This is a genomic window from Nakamurella leprariae (assembly GCF_016918035.1).
GTDB classification, from domain to species: domain Bacteria; phylum Actinomycetota; class Actinomycetes; order Mycobacteriales; family Nakamurellaceae; genus Nakamurella; species Nakamurella leprariae.
The window spans coordinates 64,256-77,154 of record NZ_JAERWK010000017.1 but is presented as its reverse complement, the minus strand read 5'-3'; the positions used below and the strand labels follow the sequence as shown (position 1 = coordinate 77,154).

Sequence of the window (12,899 nt, the reverse complement as noted above, 5' to 3'; positions counted from 1 at the left end):
CCGCCGCCCTTTCCTCCTTTATCTTGGGGGGGGGGGGGGGGGGCCCCCCCCCCCCCCCCCCCCCCCCCGGCTGGGACGACCACTGGCTAGGGACGGGACTCGCGGGAACTCACTGTGGTGCAGGTCGTAGCATGGGCGGGCGTCTCTGCAGTCCGGTTCCTGCAGAATCCGGGGTCTGGGACAAGATGAGCGGCATGGACAACGAGGACGCCCCGGACTGTGCGGACGCGACGCACGAACGTCCGGACGAGCCGTGGGTCATGGCGCGCGAGTACGAGATCGGTGGACTGCACTGGTTCAGTAACGCGTCGCGGGAGATGGCCCGCGCTCTCCACCCGTTGCTCGCTCAGGTGACACGCGAAGAACTGGGCGAGGGGCCACCGCCGCCCGATGAGGGCACTGCTCTCCCTGCCGAGGCGTCATCCCTCTACCGCCCGATGGAGGTACAGCACGTTTGGACGGTGTCGATCGAGGACGTGGTCGACTTCAACGTAGACCAGTTCTTGACAGACTTGCACGCGCTGAGCGACTCGATGGGCGCACAGATGGTCCGCGGCATGTTGGAGCACATCTCTGCCGTGACCGAGGAGTACGGCAACACCGTCGACGCCACGGGCCGGGACTTTGCCGACGCCTTTGCCGACTCGCTGGAGAGGATGGATATCTCCTTCGACGCGGACGACCGACCGAACGTCACGATCGTCATGCACCCCGACCAGGTGGAGAAACTGCGCGAAAATCCGCCAACACCCGAACAGGAAGCGCGCATCGACGCGATCTTGGCCCGACGAAGGGAGGAGTGGATTGCTTCGCGACGTCGTCGGGACCTTCCTTGACACCCTCACGGAGCGCGAGTTCGACGGCCCCCTGCTGGCCCTCCTCCACGTGCGCGGTTTCACAGACATTCACTTCATTCACGGTGCCTTCGAGTTTGGGAAAGACATCCTGGCCAAGAAGACCGACCCGGCCACGGGCCAGACGCGCCAGTACGTCATCCAAGCCAAGGCCGGCGACATCGGCCAACCCGAGTGGCGCGCGGTCCGTCCACAGTTGGAGGAGTGCGAGTACAACACCATCGGGCATCCGTCGTTCAACCCGGACCTCCCGCGAGTCGCGGTGCTAGTAACTACCGGCCGTTTGAAGGGCGCAGCCCCGGCCGACGTCACCGAGTACCGCAGGTCCGTCGAAGCCCGGGGCCTCGCCGACCTTGTAATCTGGGAGAGGCCCGACCTCGTTGAGTGGCTCAGCGACGACCCGTTCATCGGAGTGGCCGGAACAGCGGTGCAGGCCGACCTGATGGGGATGCTTACGTCCGTGGCGGATGGTGGGGTCACGGACCGCCGCATCGAGACCTACGCACGGCGCTGGCTGCCCCCCGCGGGCACCGCTGCGCGCGCATCAGTTGAGGCCGCCATCCTCGTGAACTCGCTGCTGCGGACCAAGCGGCTTGACCTTGCCCTATGCGTTGGCCTCCAGCTGATCCGCGCGACCGAACACGACCCGGCTGCTTCCGACGACGCCAAGTCGGCAGCGAGGAGGTTGGTTCTCGGGCTGGCGTTGCAGATCTGCGATCAGACCGAACCTTTGCTGAAGGATCCGCTCGACTTCACGCGTTCTACGGTGGGGCGATTGGCTTTGCTGACCTACCCAGTGATCTGCTGCCGGGTGGCAGAGGCCCTCGCCCTCGGGCTGGCGCTTGCGCGGGAGGCCAAGGACGGCGTCGCGGCGACCCGGTTCGAGGAGACGCTGCGTGTTTTCGCCGAACAGCCCGGCGCAGCCCGCCCTGTCGGAGACCTCTTCGCGCCGTCGGTGGTCGCTGTGACGGTGATGCTGGCAACCCTCGACCGCGCTGCCGCCAAGGCATACCTGGGTCGAGTCGCCCGCTGGATGCTCGACCGGCACGACGAGGAACTCGCCGGCCTCGGGCTGGCGTCACTCGCCGAGGACGAGGAGAAAACTGCGGAGCGGCTGCTTGCCGGCTCTCTGACTAGCACGACGATGGATCGCCGGACGTCGAGTTACCTCGCGACCGTCGTCCTCGATCTCGCTCTGCATCTTGGAGAGACGGACTTGTACGAGGCCGTGCGCGCCAACATAAATGCCCTACGCATCATCCCGCAGACGACCAGCGCCAACGAGAGCCAAGCCCGGTGGACTCGCGGCGGCACCGGCGTGTGGCCGCTGCCGCGCGTCGAGTTCGAGGAGTGGCATGCGCAGAACGCACGGGCCGTGCCGAGCGCTCCCACGGACCCCGTGCTGTCTCTGGTCCTCGCGGCTGCCTGTCGCTCGCGTCACTACCCGGGAGGTTGGGGCGGACTGCCGAGCGACTGACTGGCGTTCTGTGGTCGGGAATCGGTGAGGTCACGTGCGACCTTCCTGGTCGCGGCCAACACGTCGGCCCGCCCGGTTCTATCCGCGCGCCAGCCGCGCCGTCAGCCAAGGCCGGCCCGACGCGACGCCCGTCGAGCTGCTTGAGTAATTCGTGCCCCGGGGGTGCCACCGGGCCGGGCTGGCCGCGTCCCGGCTCGTCCTCACCCTCCATCCGGCCGGCGGTGGCGACGCCGGCTCCCGGCCGGAGACCCGCCGCAGTGCGCCGCTGCCGGCGACGGCCGACCCCGCCGTCTGGCGGCGGATCGCCCGGGACCTGCTCGACCGGACGGCGGTGCCGCCGCTGGACCGCCTGGGCGTGACCCTGACCGGACTGGTGCCGGCCGACCAGGTGCAGGCCGCACTGTTCTGACGGTGCCCGTCTGACGGTGCCCGCTCATCCCGACGCGAGAACCAGTGTCGCCGTGCAACCCACCAGCAGCACCGGCACCAGCACCAGCCCGCGCCCCAGCACCCCGCGCCACGGCAGCGTCACCCCGGCCGCCTCGCACCGGTGCCGCCACAGCACGGTGGCCAGCGAAGCCCACAGGGTCAGCAGCGGTCCGACGTTCACCCCGATGAGCAGGGCGGCCAGCCGGATCGGGCTGTCGGCGGCCGGCTCCAGGGCCAGGTAGGCAGGCAGGTTGTTGACGCCGTTGGCGGCCAGCGCCCCGACCCCGGCCAGGCGGACCAGGGCCGGCCACGACTCCCCCACGCCGGCCAGCCCGGTGAGCCAGTCACCCACGCCGTTGCGCGCGATCGCCTCCACCACCAGGAACAACCCCGACACCATCAGCACAGTGCGCCACGGCACCATCGACCAGTGCAGGTCGGACCGGCGCCGCCACGCGAACGCGGCGAGCAACAGGACGGCACCGACCGAAGCCGGCCAGGCGACCGGGACACCGGTCAGGAAGGCCGGCACGAGCGCGGCGACGACCACCACCGTGATCCGGAACAGCACCGGATCCGGCGCGGGGCGACGCGGTGGCACCTGGTAGCGGCCGGCCAGGTCCCGGCGGAAGAACAGTCCGAGCACCAGCACGGTGCCCACGACGGCGACCAGTGCCGGCGCCCAGAGCAGCTCCAGGTAGCCCCCGAGCCCGACACCCATCCCGGCCAGCCGGTGCAGCGCCAGCAGGTTGGTCAGGTTCGACACCGGCAGCAGCAACGACGCCGTGTTGGCCAGCCACAGGGCGGTCACCGCGAACACCACCGGCCGCAGCCGGAGGTGCCGGCTCAGCGTCAGCACCACCGGGGTGAGCAGCACCGCGGTCGTGTCCAGCGACAGCACCACCGTGATGACCACGGCCAGCGCGACGATCACCGCCCAGAGCAGGACGGTCCGCCCGTGCGCGACCCGCGCCGCCCAGCCGGCCCAGGCGGTGAACACCCCGGCCCGGTCGGCCAGCGCGGCCACCACGGTGATCGCCACCAGGAACACCAGCACCGGCGCGGTGCGCGAGATCACCTCACGCGCCGCCGATCCCGCCAGGAACCCGGTGACCACCACCAGCAGACCCGCGACGGCCGCGACCACCCAGGCGGGCGGCAGCCGGCGCCGCAGCGCCGCCGCCGCGGACCGCGGGTTCACCGTTGCGGCGCGGCGGTCGCGTCGGGGTCCGGGCTGATGCCGAGTCGGTCGGCCAGCACGAGGAACGCCTCGGCGAACGGGTTCTCCTCGGTGTCACGGCGGATCCGGTCCCAGTCCAACTGCTCCCGGACCGCCCGCACCGCGGGCAGCATGCTGCCGAAGTCGCAGTAGCGCTCGGACATCGCGCGCAACTTGCCGGTGATCACCGAGTTGGCCGACAGCACCGGGATGTGCAGGCCGAGCACATCCTCTTCGGCCGCATCGGCCAGCGTCGCGTCGTCGACGTCGCGGTTGTTCACCTGGTGCAGCACGTCGACCATGGCGCCGTCCAGGAACGCCTTGAACAGCCAGTCCTCCGGCGGCCGCCGGATGGAGAAGCCGGCGGCGGCCAGCACCTCGGCGGCCTGCTCGACCTCGGCCGGGCGGACCATCAGGTCGACGTCATGGGTGTTCTCGGGCGCCCCGTGCACCCACAGCGCGTAACTGCCGGCCAGGGCGAACCGGATGCCCTCCGCCTTGAGCGCCGAGGCAGCCACCTTGAGCGCGGCGCGCAGCAGGGGCGGGTCCGTGGGCTGGTCCGGGTCGAGCACGGTCTCGGTGTCTTCGGGGCTCACGCTGTTCACTCTGCCGATCGGTGCTGGTCGGTACGGTTCGGGTCATGCGGCTGGCAACCTTCAACATCCTGCACGGCCGGACCGTCGCCGATGACCTGGTGATCCCGGAACGGCTCCGGCAGGCTGTCCAGGACCTGGACGCCGACGTCCTGGCCCTGCAGGAGGTCGACCGGGACCAGCCGCGCTCGCACCTGGCCGACCTCACCGCGGTGGCGGCCGACGCGATGGGTGCGGTGTCCAGCCAGTTCGTCGCGGCGATCTCCGGCACGCCCGGCGCGACCTGGATGGCCGCCACCGGCCGGGAGAGCCCGGGCACCGCGTCGTACGGGATCGCGCTGCTCTCCCGGTACCCGGTGCTGGACTGGCAGGTCTTGCGGCTGCCGCGCATCCCCGCGAAGTTCCCCATGTGGCTGCGGGTGCCGCGGAAGATCATCGTGGTGCACGAGGAGCCGCGCGCGGTGGTCGTCGGTCGGTTCGACACCCCGACCGGCCCGCTGGTGGTGGCCAACACTCACCTGTCGTTCGTGCCTGGCTGGAACCGGTTGCAGCTGCAGCGGATCCGCCGGTACCTGCGCGTCTTCGACGAGCCGGTGGTGCTCATGGGCGACCTGAACATGGCCGGCCGCGCACCGGCCGAACTCACCGGCTTCACGCCGCTGGCCACCCATCCCACGTTCCCGCTGGCCGAGCCGACCGAGCAGCTCGACCACATCCTGCTGCGCGGCTCGCTCGGACCGGTCGTGTCCAGCGACGCCCCGCTCATGCCGCTGTCGGACCACCGCGCCCTGGTCGTCGACCTGGCCTGATCCACCCGGGGGGACATCAGCGGCGACGCACCCGTTCCCGCACCCGGCCCAGCAGGGTGCGCCCCACCGACACCGGCCGGAAGGCGCGCGCCTGGGCGGTCAGCTCGGCGATCTCGTCCGCGGTCAACTCGAGATCGGCCGCGGCCACGTTGGACTCGAGCTGCTCCACGCTGGACGCCCCGGGGATGACCACCACCCGCGGCTGGGCCAGCAACCAGGCCAACGCGACCTGGGCCGGCCTGGCGTCGTGCGCGGCGGCCACCCGGCGCAGCGCCGCCAGCAGCGGCGCGGCGCGGCGCAGGTTCTCGGTGCCGAACAACCGGTTCATCGCGCGCACGCCGCCGGGTCGGTGGTCGAGGTCGTACCGGCCGCCCAGCAGGCCCTGGGCCAGCGGGCTGTAGGCCATCACCATCCGGCCCTCGCGCTCCGCGAACGGCACCAGCTCGTCCAGCGGGTCGGCGTGGGCCAACGAGAAGCTGACCTGGTTGCTGACGGTGGCGCGGCCCAGCGCCGCGTCGGCCTTCCGCCACCGGCTCAGCGAGTAGTTGGACACCCCGACCGCGCCGATCGTCCCGTCGTCGAGCAGCGACCGCATGCCCCGCATGATCACCGAGTCCGGCACCACCGGGTTGGGCTGGTGCACCTGGTAGAGCGGGATCCGCGGCAGCTGCAGCCGCTGCGCGCTGGCCCTCGCGCGGTGCCGGACGATCGGCGGGAACGGCGCCACCGGGAACAGCTTGCTGGCCACCACCACCTCGCCGCGCCGCTCGCCCAGGGCGGCGGCCAGGATCCGTTCGCTGCGGCCACCGCCGTAGAGCTCGGCCGTGTCGAACAGCGTGACCCCGAGTTCCAACGCCCGGCGGACGATGTCGGCGGCCCCGCCCTGGGCGTACGTCTCGCCGTACCCCCACTCGCGCGAGCCGAACTGCCAGGTGCCCAGGCCGACCCGGCTCACCGGTCCGAGCCCGTCGACGTCGAGGATCTCCATCCTGCGAGTGTGCCGGGTTCATCGAGTGGCCCGGGGGATACCGTCGGCCCATGGGCGCGACCGAACTCATCCTGGTCCGGCACGGCGAGTCCGCCGGCAACGTCGCGGCGACCGCGGCGATGGCGGCGGGCGCCGAGGTCATCGAGGTGGACCGGCGGGACGCCGACGTCCCACTGTCCCCGCTGGGCGAGGCGCAGGCCGCGGCGTTCGGGCGCTGGCTGGCCGAGCTGCCGATGGACCAGCGGCCCGACGCGGTGTGGTCGTCGCCGTACCTGCGGGCCCAGCAGACCGCCCGGATCGGCCTGGACACCTCGGTCGCCGGCACGGTCGGCACCGATGGCGGCGGCTGGGCGGTCCCGCCGGTGCGGGTCGACGAACGGTTCCGCGACCGCGAGCTGGGCATCCTGGACCTGCTCACCCCGCTCGGCGTGCAGCGGCGGTTCCCCGAGGAGGCGCAGCGGCGGCGGTGGCTCGGCAAGTTCTACCACCGGCCGCCGGGCGGGGAGTCCTGGGCGGACGTGGCCCTCCGGCTGCGCAGCGGGCTGCTCGACCTGGACATCGTCGAGGACGGCAGGCGTGTGTTGGTCGTCGCCCACGATGCGGTGGTGCTGTTGCTCCGATACGTCTGCGAGGGCATGACCGAGCAGGACGTGCTCGGCATCGCCTCGACCGTCTCGGTCCGCAACGCGAGCGTCACCCGCCTCGTCCGCGATCCCGCGACGGGGTACTGGCAGTGCGTGGACTTCAACCTGGTCGGGCACCTGGCCGACGAGGGTGTGCCGTCCACCGAGCACGCGGGGGACGCCAATGCGCGCCCGCAGTGAACCCGAACTCGACCGCGATCCCAAGGACCCGGTGAACCAGGTCCCCGGACCGCACCGGGTGCTCACCCCGGCGATGCTGCGGGACTGGCCGTTGCCCTCGGTCGGCGACTCCAAGTACTCGCGCGGTCAGGTGCTGGTCATCGGCGGCGCGCGCCGGACGCCCGGCGCCGCGGTGTTGGCCGGGCTGGCCGCACTGCGGGTCGGGGCCGGCCGGTTGACCATGGCGGTGGCCGAGTCGGTGGCTCCGGCCCTGGCCGTCGCCACCCCCGAAGCGGGCGTCGTCGGCCTGGCCGAGAACCGGGCCGGATCGGTGACGGCCGAGGACATCGACGTGCTGGCCACCGACCTCGAAGCAGCCGACGCCGTGCTCATCGGCGCGGGCCTGGACGACGCCGACCTCACCGCCGCGCTGCTGCGGCAGGTGCTGCCGCAGCTGGGTCCCGAGGCGACGGTGGTGCTGGACGCGTACGCGCTCGGGGTGCTGCCCCGGGTCGAGGAACGCGAGACCGTCGCCGGGAGACTGGTCCTGACGCCCAACCTGGTCGAGGGGGCGTTCCTGCTCGACCACGACGGAGACCTCGACGAGGGCGACCTGCACGAGGCGGTGCCTGCCATGGCCGAGCGCTACCAGGCCGTCGTCAGCTGCCACAACGTGCTGGCCGATCCGTCCCGCCAGGTGTGGGTCAACTCGTCCGGGCACGGCGGCCTGGGCACCTCCGGCAGCGGTGACGTCCTCGCCGGCGCCGCGCTCGGCCTGCTCGCCCGCGGCGCTCCGCCCGACCAGGCGGCGTGCTGGGCGACCTACCTGCACGCCGCGGGTGGCGACCGGCTGGCCGCGCAGGTCGGGCCGCTGGGCTTCCTGGCCCGCGAACTGCTCGATCAGCTGCCGCGGGTGCTGGTGGAACTGAACACCTGACCGGTCATCGTCGACCCGGGCGGGTCGCCGCCGGCATGATCAGCGCGCGCCACGTCCTGCGGGTCCTCGGCGACGACGACGAGCTCAGGGCGTCGGTGCGGCCCGGGCCGGTGCCGGACACGGGGTGCTGGACGGTGGTCATGCTTCCCTGGATGCGGGATCCCGACGGTCGAACGGCTGCGGTCGCAGCGGATCGACCGAGTCGGTGACGTCCGGATCAGGACATCGGGAGGCGCTGGACCTCCACTTGGAATCCGCTTGGGTCGCCCGGGCCGGCCCGCTGGGGCGATCGCCCCGCGGCGTCAGAACGCGTAGCGGACGGGCAGCCAGGGGGCGTGCTCGGCGATCAGTCCGGTCAGCGTGGCCACCGCCCGGGACTTGGTGGCCCGGTCGTACCGCACGTTGTGCTGGCCGTTCTCGCTGACCTTGCGTTCCTGCAGGTCGGGACGCCACAGCACGTCCTCAGCGCGGGGATGCCAGCCGAGGTTGACCGCATGCAGTCCCTCGTTGTGGGTGAGGAAGATGACCTCGCAGGCGGCCTGCTGCTTGAACGCCGACGACAGTTGGTCGTCGAGCTGGATGAGCAGCTCGGCCCAGTCCGGGATCCAGCCGGGTCGCACGACGACGGGCGAGAAGTTCAGGTGCACCTCGTACCCGGCCGCCACGAAGTCGTCGACCGCGGCGATGCGCCCGGCGATCGGCGTGGTCCGGACGTCGAGCTGGCGGGCGTCGGCGTGCGGCATGAGGGAGAACCGGATGCGCGTCCGGCCCTGTGGGTCGGCGTCCAGCAGCGAGCGGTTCACGTACTTGGTCGCGAACGAGGCCTTGGCCGTGGGCAGCTCGCGGAACGTGGCGATCAGGTCGGTGACGTTGTCACTGATCATCGCGTCGACGGAGCAGTCGCTGTTCTCGCCCAGGTCGTAGACCCAGGCCGTCGGGTCGCACTGGTTCGGCCCGGGTTTCGGTCCCTGCTTGGCCACGTGCCGGCGCAGGTGGGCGACGATCCTCTCGATGTTGGTGAACACCGTGATCGGGTTGGCGTAGCCCTTCCGGCGCGGCACGTAGCAGTACACGCAGGCCATCGCACAGCCGTTCGCGGTGGACGGGGCGATGAAGTCGGCGGACCGGCCGTTGGGCCGGGTGGCGATGCTCTTCTTGGTCCCGACGACCAGGTCCTCGGACTTCACTCGGACCCATCGCTGCAGGTTCCCCGCGTTGCCGTGCAGCTCCGGGATGTTCCAGTGCGAGGCGACCTCGATGAGCTCGGCGTCCGGGAACCGGTCACGCACCTGCCGGCCGCGGTCGGTGTCCAGCGCCCCGGGCTCCACCCAGAGCCGTCGCACGTCCAGCAGGGTCCGCGCGCGGGCCTGCTCGCGGGCCTGTTGCGTCACCACCATGTCCCCACGGGCATCATGACGATCCGACAGTCAGCCGCCGAACACCTCGACGGTGGCCGCCACGAAGGCGTCCAGGTCGTCCGGCTTGCGGCTCGTCACCAGGGTCCAGCCGTTGCCGTCGTGGCGGCACACCTCCTGGTCGACCCAGCTGCCGCCGGCGTTGCGGATGTCGGTCTGCAGGCTGGGCCAGCTGGTCAGCGTCTTGCCGCGGACCACGTCCGCCTCGACCAGCGTCCACGGGCCGTGGCAGATCGCCGCGATCGGCTTGCCGGCAGCGGCGAAGGCGGCGACGAACGCCACCGCGGCCGGGTCCATCCGCAGCTTGTCCGGGTTGGTGGTGCCGCCGGGCAGCACCAGGCCGTCGAAGTCGGCGGCATCGGCGTCAGCCAGGGCCAGGTCGGCCGGGAAGGTGTCCCCCGGTTCCACGTCGTGGTTGAACGCCTGCACCGTGTCCCGCTCCGGCGCCACCAGCACGGTCGTCGCACCGGCGGCCCGCAGTCCGTCCCAGGGCTGGGTCAGCTCGGCCTGCTCCACGCCTGAGTTGGCGACCAGGAAGGCGATCGTCCTGCCGGCCAGTTCGTTGCTCATCGCAGATCCTCCTCGTGGTGATCACCCGCACGGGGTGCGGTGGAACGGTCCGGATCACCGGTACCCATCCGGCCGGGCCGGCAACCCGGGCTCCAGCCGGCCCATCACCACCTCCGCCCTCCCGCCCGGGCCGCCGACGGCGGGGCTACCGTCCAGAACCATGCGAGCGATCGTCTACACCCGGACCGGCGACCCCGACGTGCTCACCCTGATCGACAAGCCCGAGACCCCGCCCGGTCCCGGTGAGGTCCAGGTGCGCATCCACCGCAGCGGCGTCAACCCGACCGACTGGAAGACCCGCCGGGGCGGCGTCGGCGGCACGTCCGGTGGGACCGTGGATCCTCCGCAGGTCCCCGGCCAGGACGGGGCCGGGGTGGTCGAGGCGGTCGGTGCCGGGGTGTCGCCGGACTGGATCGGGCGTCGGGTCTGGGTGTGGGAGGCGGCGGCCGGCCGCCCCGAGGGCACCCTGCAGGAACTGGCGCTGGTGCCCGAGACGCAGGTGGTCCCGCTGCCGGACTCGGCGTCGTTCGACCTGGGGGCCGCGCTGCCCATCCCGTTCGTCACCGCGCACCGCTGCCTGACCCTCGACGAGAACGGCCCGCAGGTGATCGGCCCGGGCGCGCTGCAGGGCCGCACCGTCCTGGTCGCCGGCGGCGCCGGCGCGGTCGGCAACGCGGCCATCCAACTGGCCCGGTGGGCCGATGCGACGGTGATCGCCACGGTCAGCGGCCCGGAGAAGGCGCAGCTGGCGGTGGCCGCCGGCGCCGACCACGTCGTGGACTACCGCCGGCAGGACGTGGTCGCCGAGGTGCGCAAGCTGGCGCCGCACGGGGTCAACACCGTCGTCGAGGTGTCGGTCTCGCAGAACGCCGCGATCGACGCCGCGGTGCTGGCCCCGCACGGCGTGGTGGCGATCTACGCCGGCAACGCCGACGACCAGGTCACCCTGCCGGTGCGCTCGTCCATGGTGCAGAACGCCCGCTGGCAGTTCGTCCTGCTCTACACCGAGCCGCACGGCGCCAAGGTGCGGGCGGTCCGCGACCTCACCGCCGCGCTGGAGGCCGGCGCCGTCCGGGTCGGCCAGGACGCGGGTGTCCCGCTGCACCACTTCGACCTGGCCGACGCCGCGGCCGCGCACCAGGCCGTGGAGGACGGCGCGGTGGGCAAGGTGCTGGTCGACGTCCTGCCGTGACGCCCGGGCCGTGATCCCCGGCCCGGCGCGAGCCGTCAGCGGCCGTTGCCGTCAGTGACCGTTGCCGTCGACGCCGCCGGGCTCGCCGAGCCGCTGCAACTCCCGGACGATGCCGGCCAGCCCGGCGCGCAGACCGGCCAGTTCGTCCTCGGTGAGGCCAGACAGCACGGCGACGTCGGACTCGATGTCCAGCGACATCAGGCTGCGGACCACCTGCTGCCCGGCCTGGGTGGGAATGATCGTGCGGCCGCGGCCGTCGCGGTCGTCGACGTGCCGGGTGATCATCCCGGCCCGGACGAGGCGGTCCGCGATGCCGGTCATCGTCGCCGGGCTGACCTGCAGCAGGGTGCTGAGCTGCTGGGGGGACGCGGTGCCGTGCACGACCAGGATGGTCATGCAGCGGAGCTGTTGGACGGTCAGCGGCGTCCGCAGCAGGGTGCCCATGCGGCGGCGGATCTCGTGATCGCCGACCTGCTCGGCCAGCACCAGGACGTGGCGGACCGAGTCGGAGACCGAGCCGTCGGGCCACATCTCGGCCACCCGGTCGGCGGGGTGGGTGTGGACGGATGCGCGAGCGGTGTCGTGCGGTGAGCCTGCTGCCATCGCAGAACTCCTTCCGTGGCCACCGGACCGGGTTGGCCGGGCGGCATGGACGTCGGTGAACTCGGCGGTCCGCGTTCACTCAGGAACAGTGCCACGACCAGCCGCGCCGCCGCTGGACGAACCGCCCGCGGCGGGTCCGGCGGCCATCAGCAGGTGGCCGCCAGCACCGCGTCGAGCGGGGCCGGAACGTGCTCGAGGTCCAGGGCGGCGGTGAGCAACCGCGCGTACCGGATCTTGCGGCCTGATCCCGCACCCAGGAACCGGTGCAGCACCGCCTCAGCCGGGCGGCCGCGGTGGGCGGGCATCCCGGCCAGGTGCCGCAACGCCCGCAGATCGCCCGCCGTCTCGACCAGCGAAACGCACACCGTCACCCCGAGGGCGCGGATCAGCTCGTCCTCCAGGTCGTCCCGGCAGCCGTGGAACCCACGCGCGGCCAGCTCGGCGGGTTCCGGCCCCGGACGGTGTCCCGGCACCGCCAGCGCCCGGCGGACCCAGCGCTCCTCGGCCGCGTCGTACAGGCCGACCACGGCCACGCCCCGCGCGGTGACCTCGGCGACCCGCTTGGGGAGCTGGGTGATGCCGCCCATCGCCAGCACCTGCACCCGCTCGGCGGTCAGGTCCCGTCCGCGCCGTTGCGCCAGCGTCTCGACCGCGACCCGGTCGCTCTCCCCCTCGACCAGGACGACGACCCGGACCGGCGGCAGCAGCTCCGACGGGGATCGTTCGGTCGGCGCGGGCACGCCCGCCATTGAACGCCCCGTCGTCCGGGAATGTCCGGCCGCCCGGTGTGGTTGACTCGATCGACGGTCCCGCGGACATGCCCCGGGTACCACCCCTTCAGTCGCCGAGAGCGACCTCGTGCCGAGAGGCGCACTGGCGTGGGGCCGTCCTCGCGTGGCCGATGGCCCGCCGCCCGCACCGATCGGGTGGGCGGGCCATCGTCGGCCTGCGGCCCCACCAGCCGAAGATATTGCTGATGTTTCCAGCAAATTGCCGGCTGATTCCAGCGC

The 12,899-nt window shown here is 72.3% G+C and carries 14 protein-coding genes; 7 read left to right on the top strand and 7 right to left on the bottom strand.

The genetic code is table 11. The features are described 5' to 3' along the window. Positions 1-194: 194 nt before the first annotated feature. From JL106_RS14070 to JL106_RS14060, 3 genes are all read left to right on the top strand, one after another. On the top strand, positions 195-836 hold the full coding sequence (locus JL106_RS14070) for a hypothetical protein (RefSeq protein ID WP_205261363.1): 642 nt from the start codon (positions 195-197) through the stop codon (positions 834-836). Then, positions 805-2,331, top strand: a complete 1,527-nt coding sequence (locus JL106_RS14065) for a PDDEXK family nuclease (RefSeq protein ID WP_205261362.1) — start codon at positions 805-807, stop codon at positions 2,329-2,331. The genes JL106_RS14070 and JL106_RS14065 overlap by 32 nt, the downstream gene beginning before the upstream one ends. A gap of 151 nt (positions 2,332-2,482) precedes the next feature. Further along, a complete protein-coding gene (locus JL106_RS14060) occupies positions 2,483-2,740 on the top strand; it encodes a DinB/UmuC family translesion DNA polymerase (protein ID WP_205261361.1) in 258 nt (85 codons plus the stop codon). Positions 2,741-2,764: 24 nt separating this feature from the next. Here the strand turns inward: JL106_RS14060 and JL106_RS14055 are convergent, their stop codons facing one another. Both JL106_RS14055 and JL106_RS14050 read right to left on the bottom strand, forming a co-directional pair. After that, positions 2,765-3,961 carry an ArsB/NhaD family transporter gene (locus tag JL106_RS14055; protein WP_205261360.1) on the bottom strand — a complete coding sequence of 399 codons (1,197 nt, stop codon included), beginning with the start codon at positions 3,959-3,961 and terminating at the stop codon, positions 2,765-2,767. Continuing rightward, a complete protein-coding gene (locus JL106_RS14050) occupies positions 3,958-4,575 on the bottom strand; it encodes a nucleotidyltransferase (RefSeq protein WP_205261359.1) in 618 nt (205 codons plus the stop codon). Before JL106_RS14050 ends, JL106_RS14055 begins: the two co-directional genes overlap by 4 nt. A 44-nt stretch (positions 4,576-4,619) precedes the next feature. Here JL106_RS14050 and JL106_RS14045 point away from each other — a divergent pair, with 44 nt between their 5' ends. Further along, complete coding sequence (locus JL106_RS14045; RefSeq protein ID WP_205261358.1) at positions 4,620-5,381, top strand: endonuclease/exonuclease/phosphatase family protein; 762 nt, start codon at positions 4,620-4,622, stop codon at positions 5,379-5,381. Between the two features lie 16 nt (positions 5,382-5,397). Here JL106_RS14045 and JL106_RS14040 read toward each other — a convergent pair whose 3' ends face one another. Further along, entirely contained in the window at positions 5,398-6,369 is a 972-nt protein-coding gene (locus tag JL106_RS14040; protein WP_205261357.1) for an aldo/keto reductase, read from the bottom strand. Positions 6,370-6,419: 50 nt separating this feature from the next. Here JL106_RS14040 and JL106_RS14035 point away from each other — a divergent pair, with 50 nt between their 5' ends. Both JL106_RS14035 and JL106_RS14030 read left to right on the top strand, forming a co-directional pair. Then, positions 6,420-7,193, top strand: a complete 774-nt coding sequence (locus JL106_RS14035) for a histidine phosphatase family protein (protein ID WP_205261356.1) — start codon at positions 6,420-6,422, stop codon at positions 7,191-7,193. Beyond that, complete coding sequence (locus JL106_RS14030; protein ID WP_205261355.1) at positions 7,177-8,109, top strand: NAD(P)H-hydrate dehydratase; 933 nt, start codon at positions 7,177-7,179, stop codon at positions 8,107-8,109. Before JL106_RS14035 ends, JL106_RS14030 begins: the two co-directional genes overlap by 17 nt. 302 nt (positions 8,110-8,411) lie before the next feature. Here the strand turns inward: JL106_RS14030 and JL106_RS14025 are convergent, their stop codons facing one another. Both JL106_RS14025 and JL106_RS14020 read right to left on the bottom strand, forming a co-directional pair. After that, positions 8,412-9,506, bottom strand: a complete 1,095-nt coding sequence (locus JL106_RS14025) for a spore photoproduct lyase family protein (protein ID WP_205261354.1) — start codon at positions 9,504-9,506, stop codon at positions 8,412-8,414. A 30-nt stretch (positions 9,507-9,536) separates the two neighbouring features. After that, positions 9,537-10,094, bottom strand: coding sequence for a type 1 glutamine amidotransferase domain-containing protein (locus tag JL106_RS14020; RefSeq protein WP_205261353.1), 558 nt, complete (start codon positions 10,092-10,094; stop codon positions 9,537-9,539). Between the two features lie 160 nt (positions 10,095-10,254). Here JL106_RS14020 and JL106_RS14015 point away from each other — a divergent pair, with 160 nt between their 5' ends. Further along, positions 10,255-11,286: an NADPH:quinone reductase gene (locus JL106_RS14015; RefSeq protein WP_205261352.1), complete on the top strand. Its 1,032-nt coding sequence runs from the start codon at positions 10,255-10,257 to the stop codon at positions 11,284-11,286. A gap of 51 nt (positions 11,287-11,337) precedes the next feature. Here JL106_RS14015 and JL106_RS14010 read toward each other — a convergent pair whose 3' ends face one another. After that, on the bottom strand, positions 11,338-11,889 hold the full coding sequence (locus JL106_RS14010; RefSeq protein WP_205261351.1) for a MarR family transcriptional regulator: 552 nt from the start codon (positions 11,887-11,889) through the stop codon (positions 11,338-11,340). 146 nt (positions 11,890-12,035) lie between these two features. Beyond that, entirely contained in the window at positions 12,036-12,638 is a 603-nt protein-coding gene (locus tag JL106_RS14005; RefSeq protein ID WP_407940166.1) for a TOPRIM nucleotidyl transferase/hydrolase domain-containing protein, read from the bottom strand. Positions 12,639-12,899 lie beyond the last annotated feature (261 nt).

Coding starts and splice junctions, on each gene's coding strand:
- JL106_RS14070 (WP_205261363.1), top strand. CDS start 195: ATGGACAACGAGGACGCCCCGGACTGTGCGGACGCGACGCACGAACGT.
- JL106_RS14045 (WP_205261358.1), top strand. CDS start 4,620: ATGCGGCTGGCAACCTTCAACATCCTGCACGGCCGGACCGTCGCCGAT.
- JL106_RS14040 (WP_205261357.1), bottom strand. CDS start 6,369: ATGGAGATCCTCGACGTCGACGGGCTCGGACCGGTGAGCCGGGTCGGC.
- JL106_RS14035 (WP_205261356.1), top strand. CDS start 6,420: ATGGGCGCGACCGAACTCATCCTGGTCCGGCACGGCGAGTCCGCCGGC.
- JL106_RS14030 (WP_205261355.1), top strand. CDS start 7,177: ATGCGCGCCCGCAGTGAACCCGAACTCGACCGCGATCCCAAGGACCCG.
- JL106_RS14025 (WP_205261354.1), bottom strand. CDS start 9,506: ATGGTGGTGACGCAACAGGCCCGCGAGCAGGCCCGCGCGCGGACCCTG.
- JL106_RS14020 (WP_205261353.1), bottom strand. CDS start 10,094: ATGAGCAACGAACTGGCCGGCAGGACGATCGCCTTCCTGGTCGCCAAC.
- JL106_RS14015 (WP_205261352.1), top strand. CDS start 10,255: ATGCGAGCGATCGTCTACACCCGGACCGGCGACCCCGACGTGCTCACC.
- JL106_RS14010 (WP_205261351.1), bottom strand. CDS start 11,889: ATGGCAGCAGGCTCACCGCACGACACCGCTCGCGCATCCGTCCACACC.
- JL106_RS14005 (WP_407940166.1), bottom strand. CDS start 12,638: ATGGCGGGCGTGCCCGCGCCGACCGAACGATCCCCGTCGGAGCTGCTG.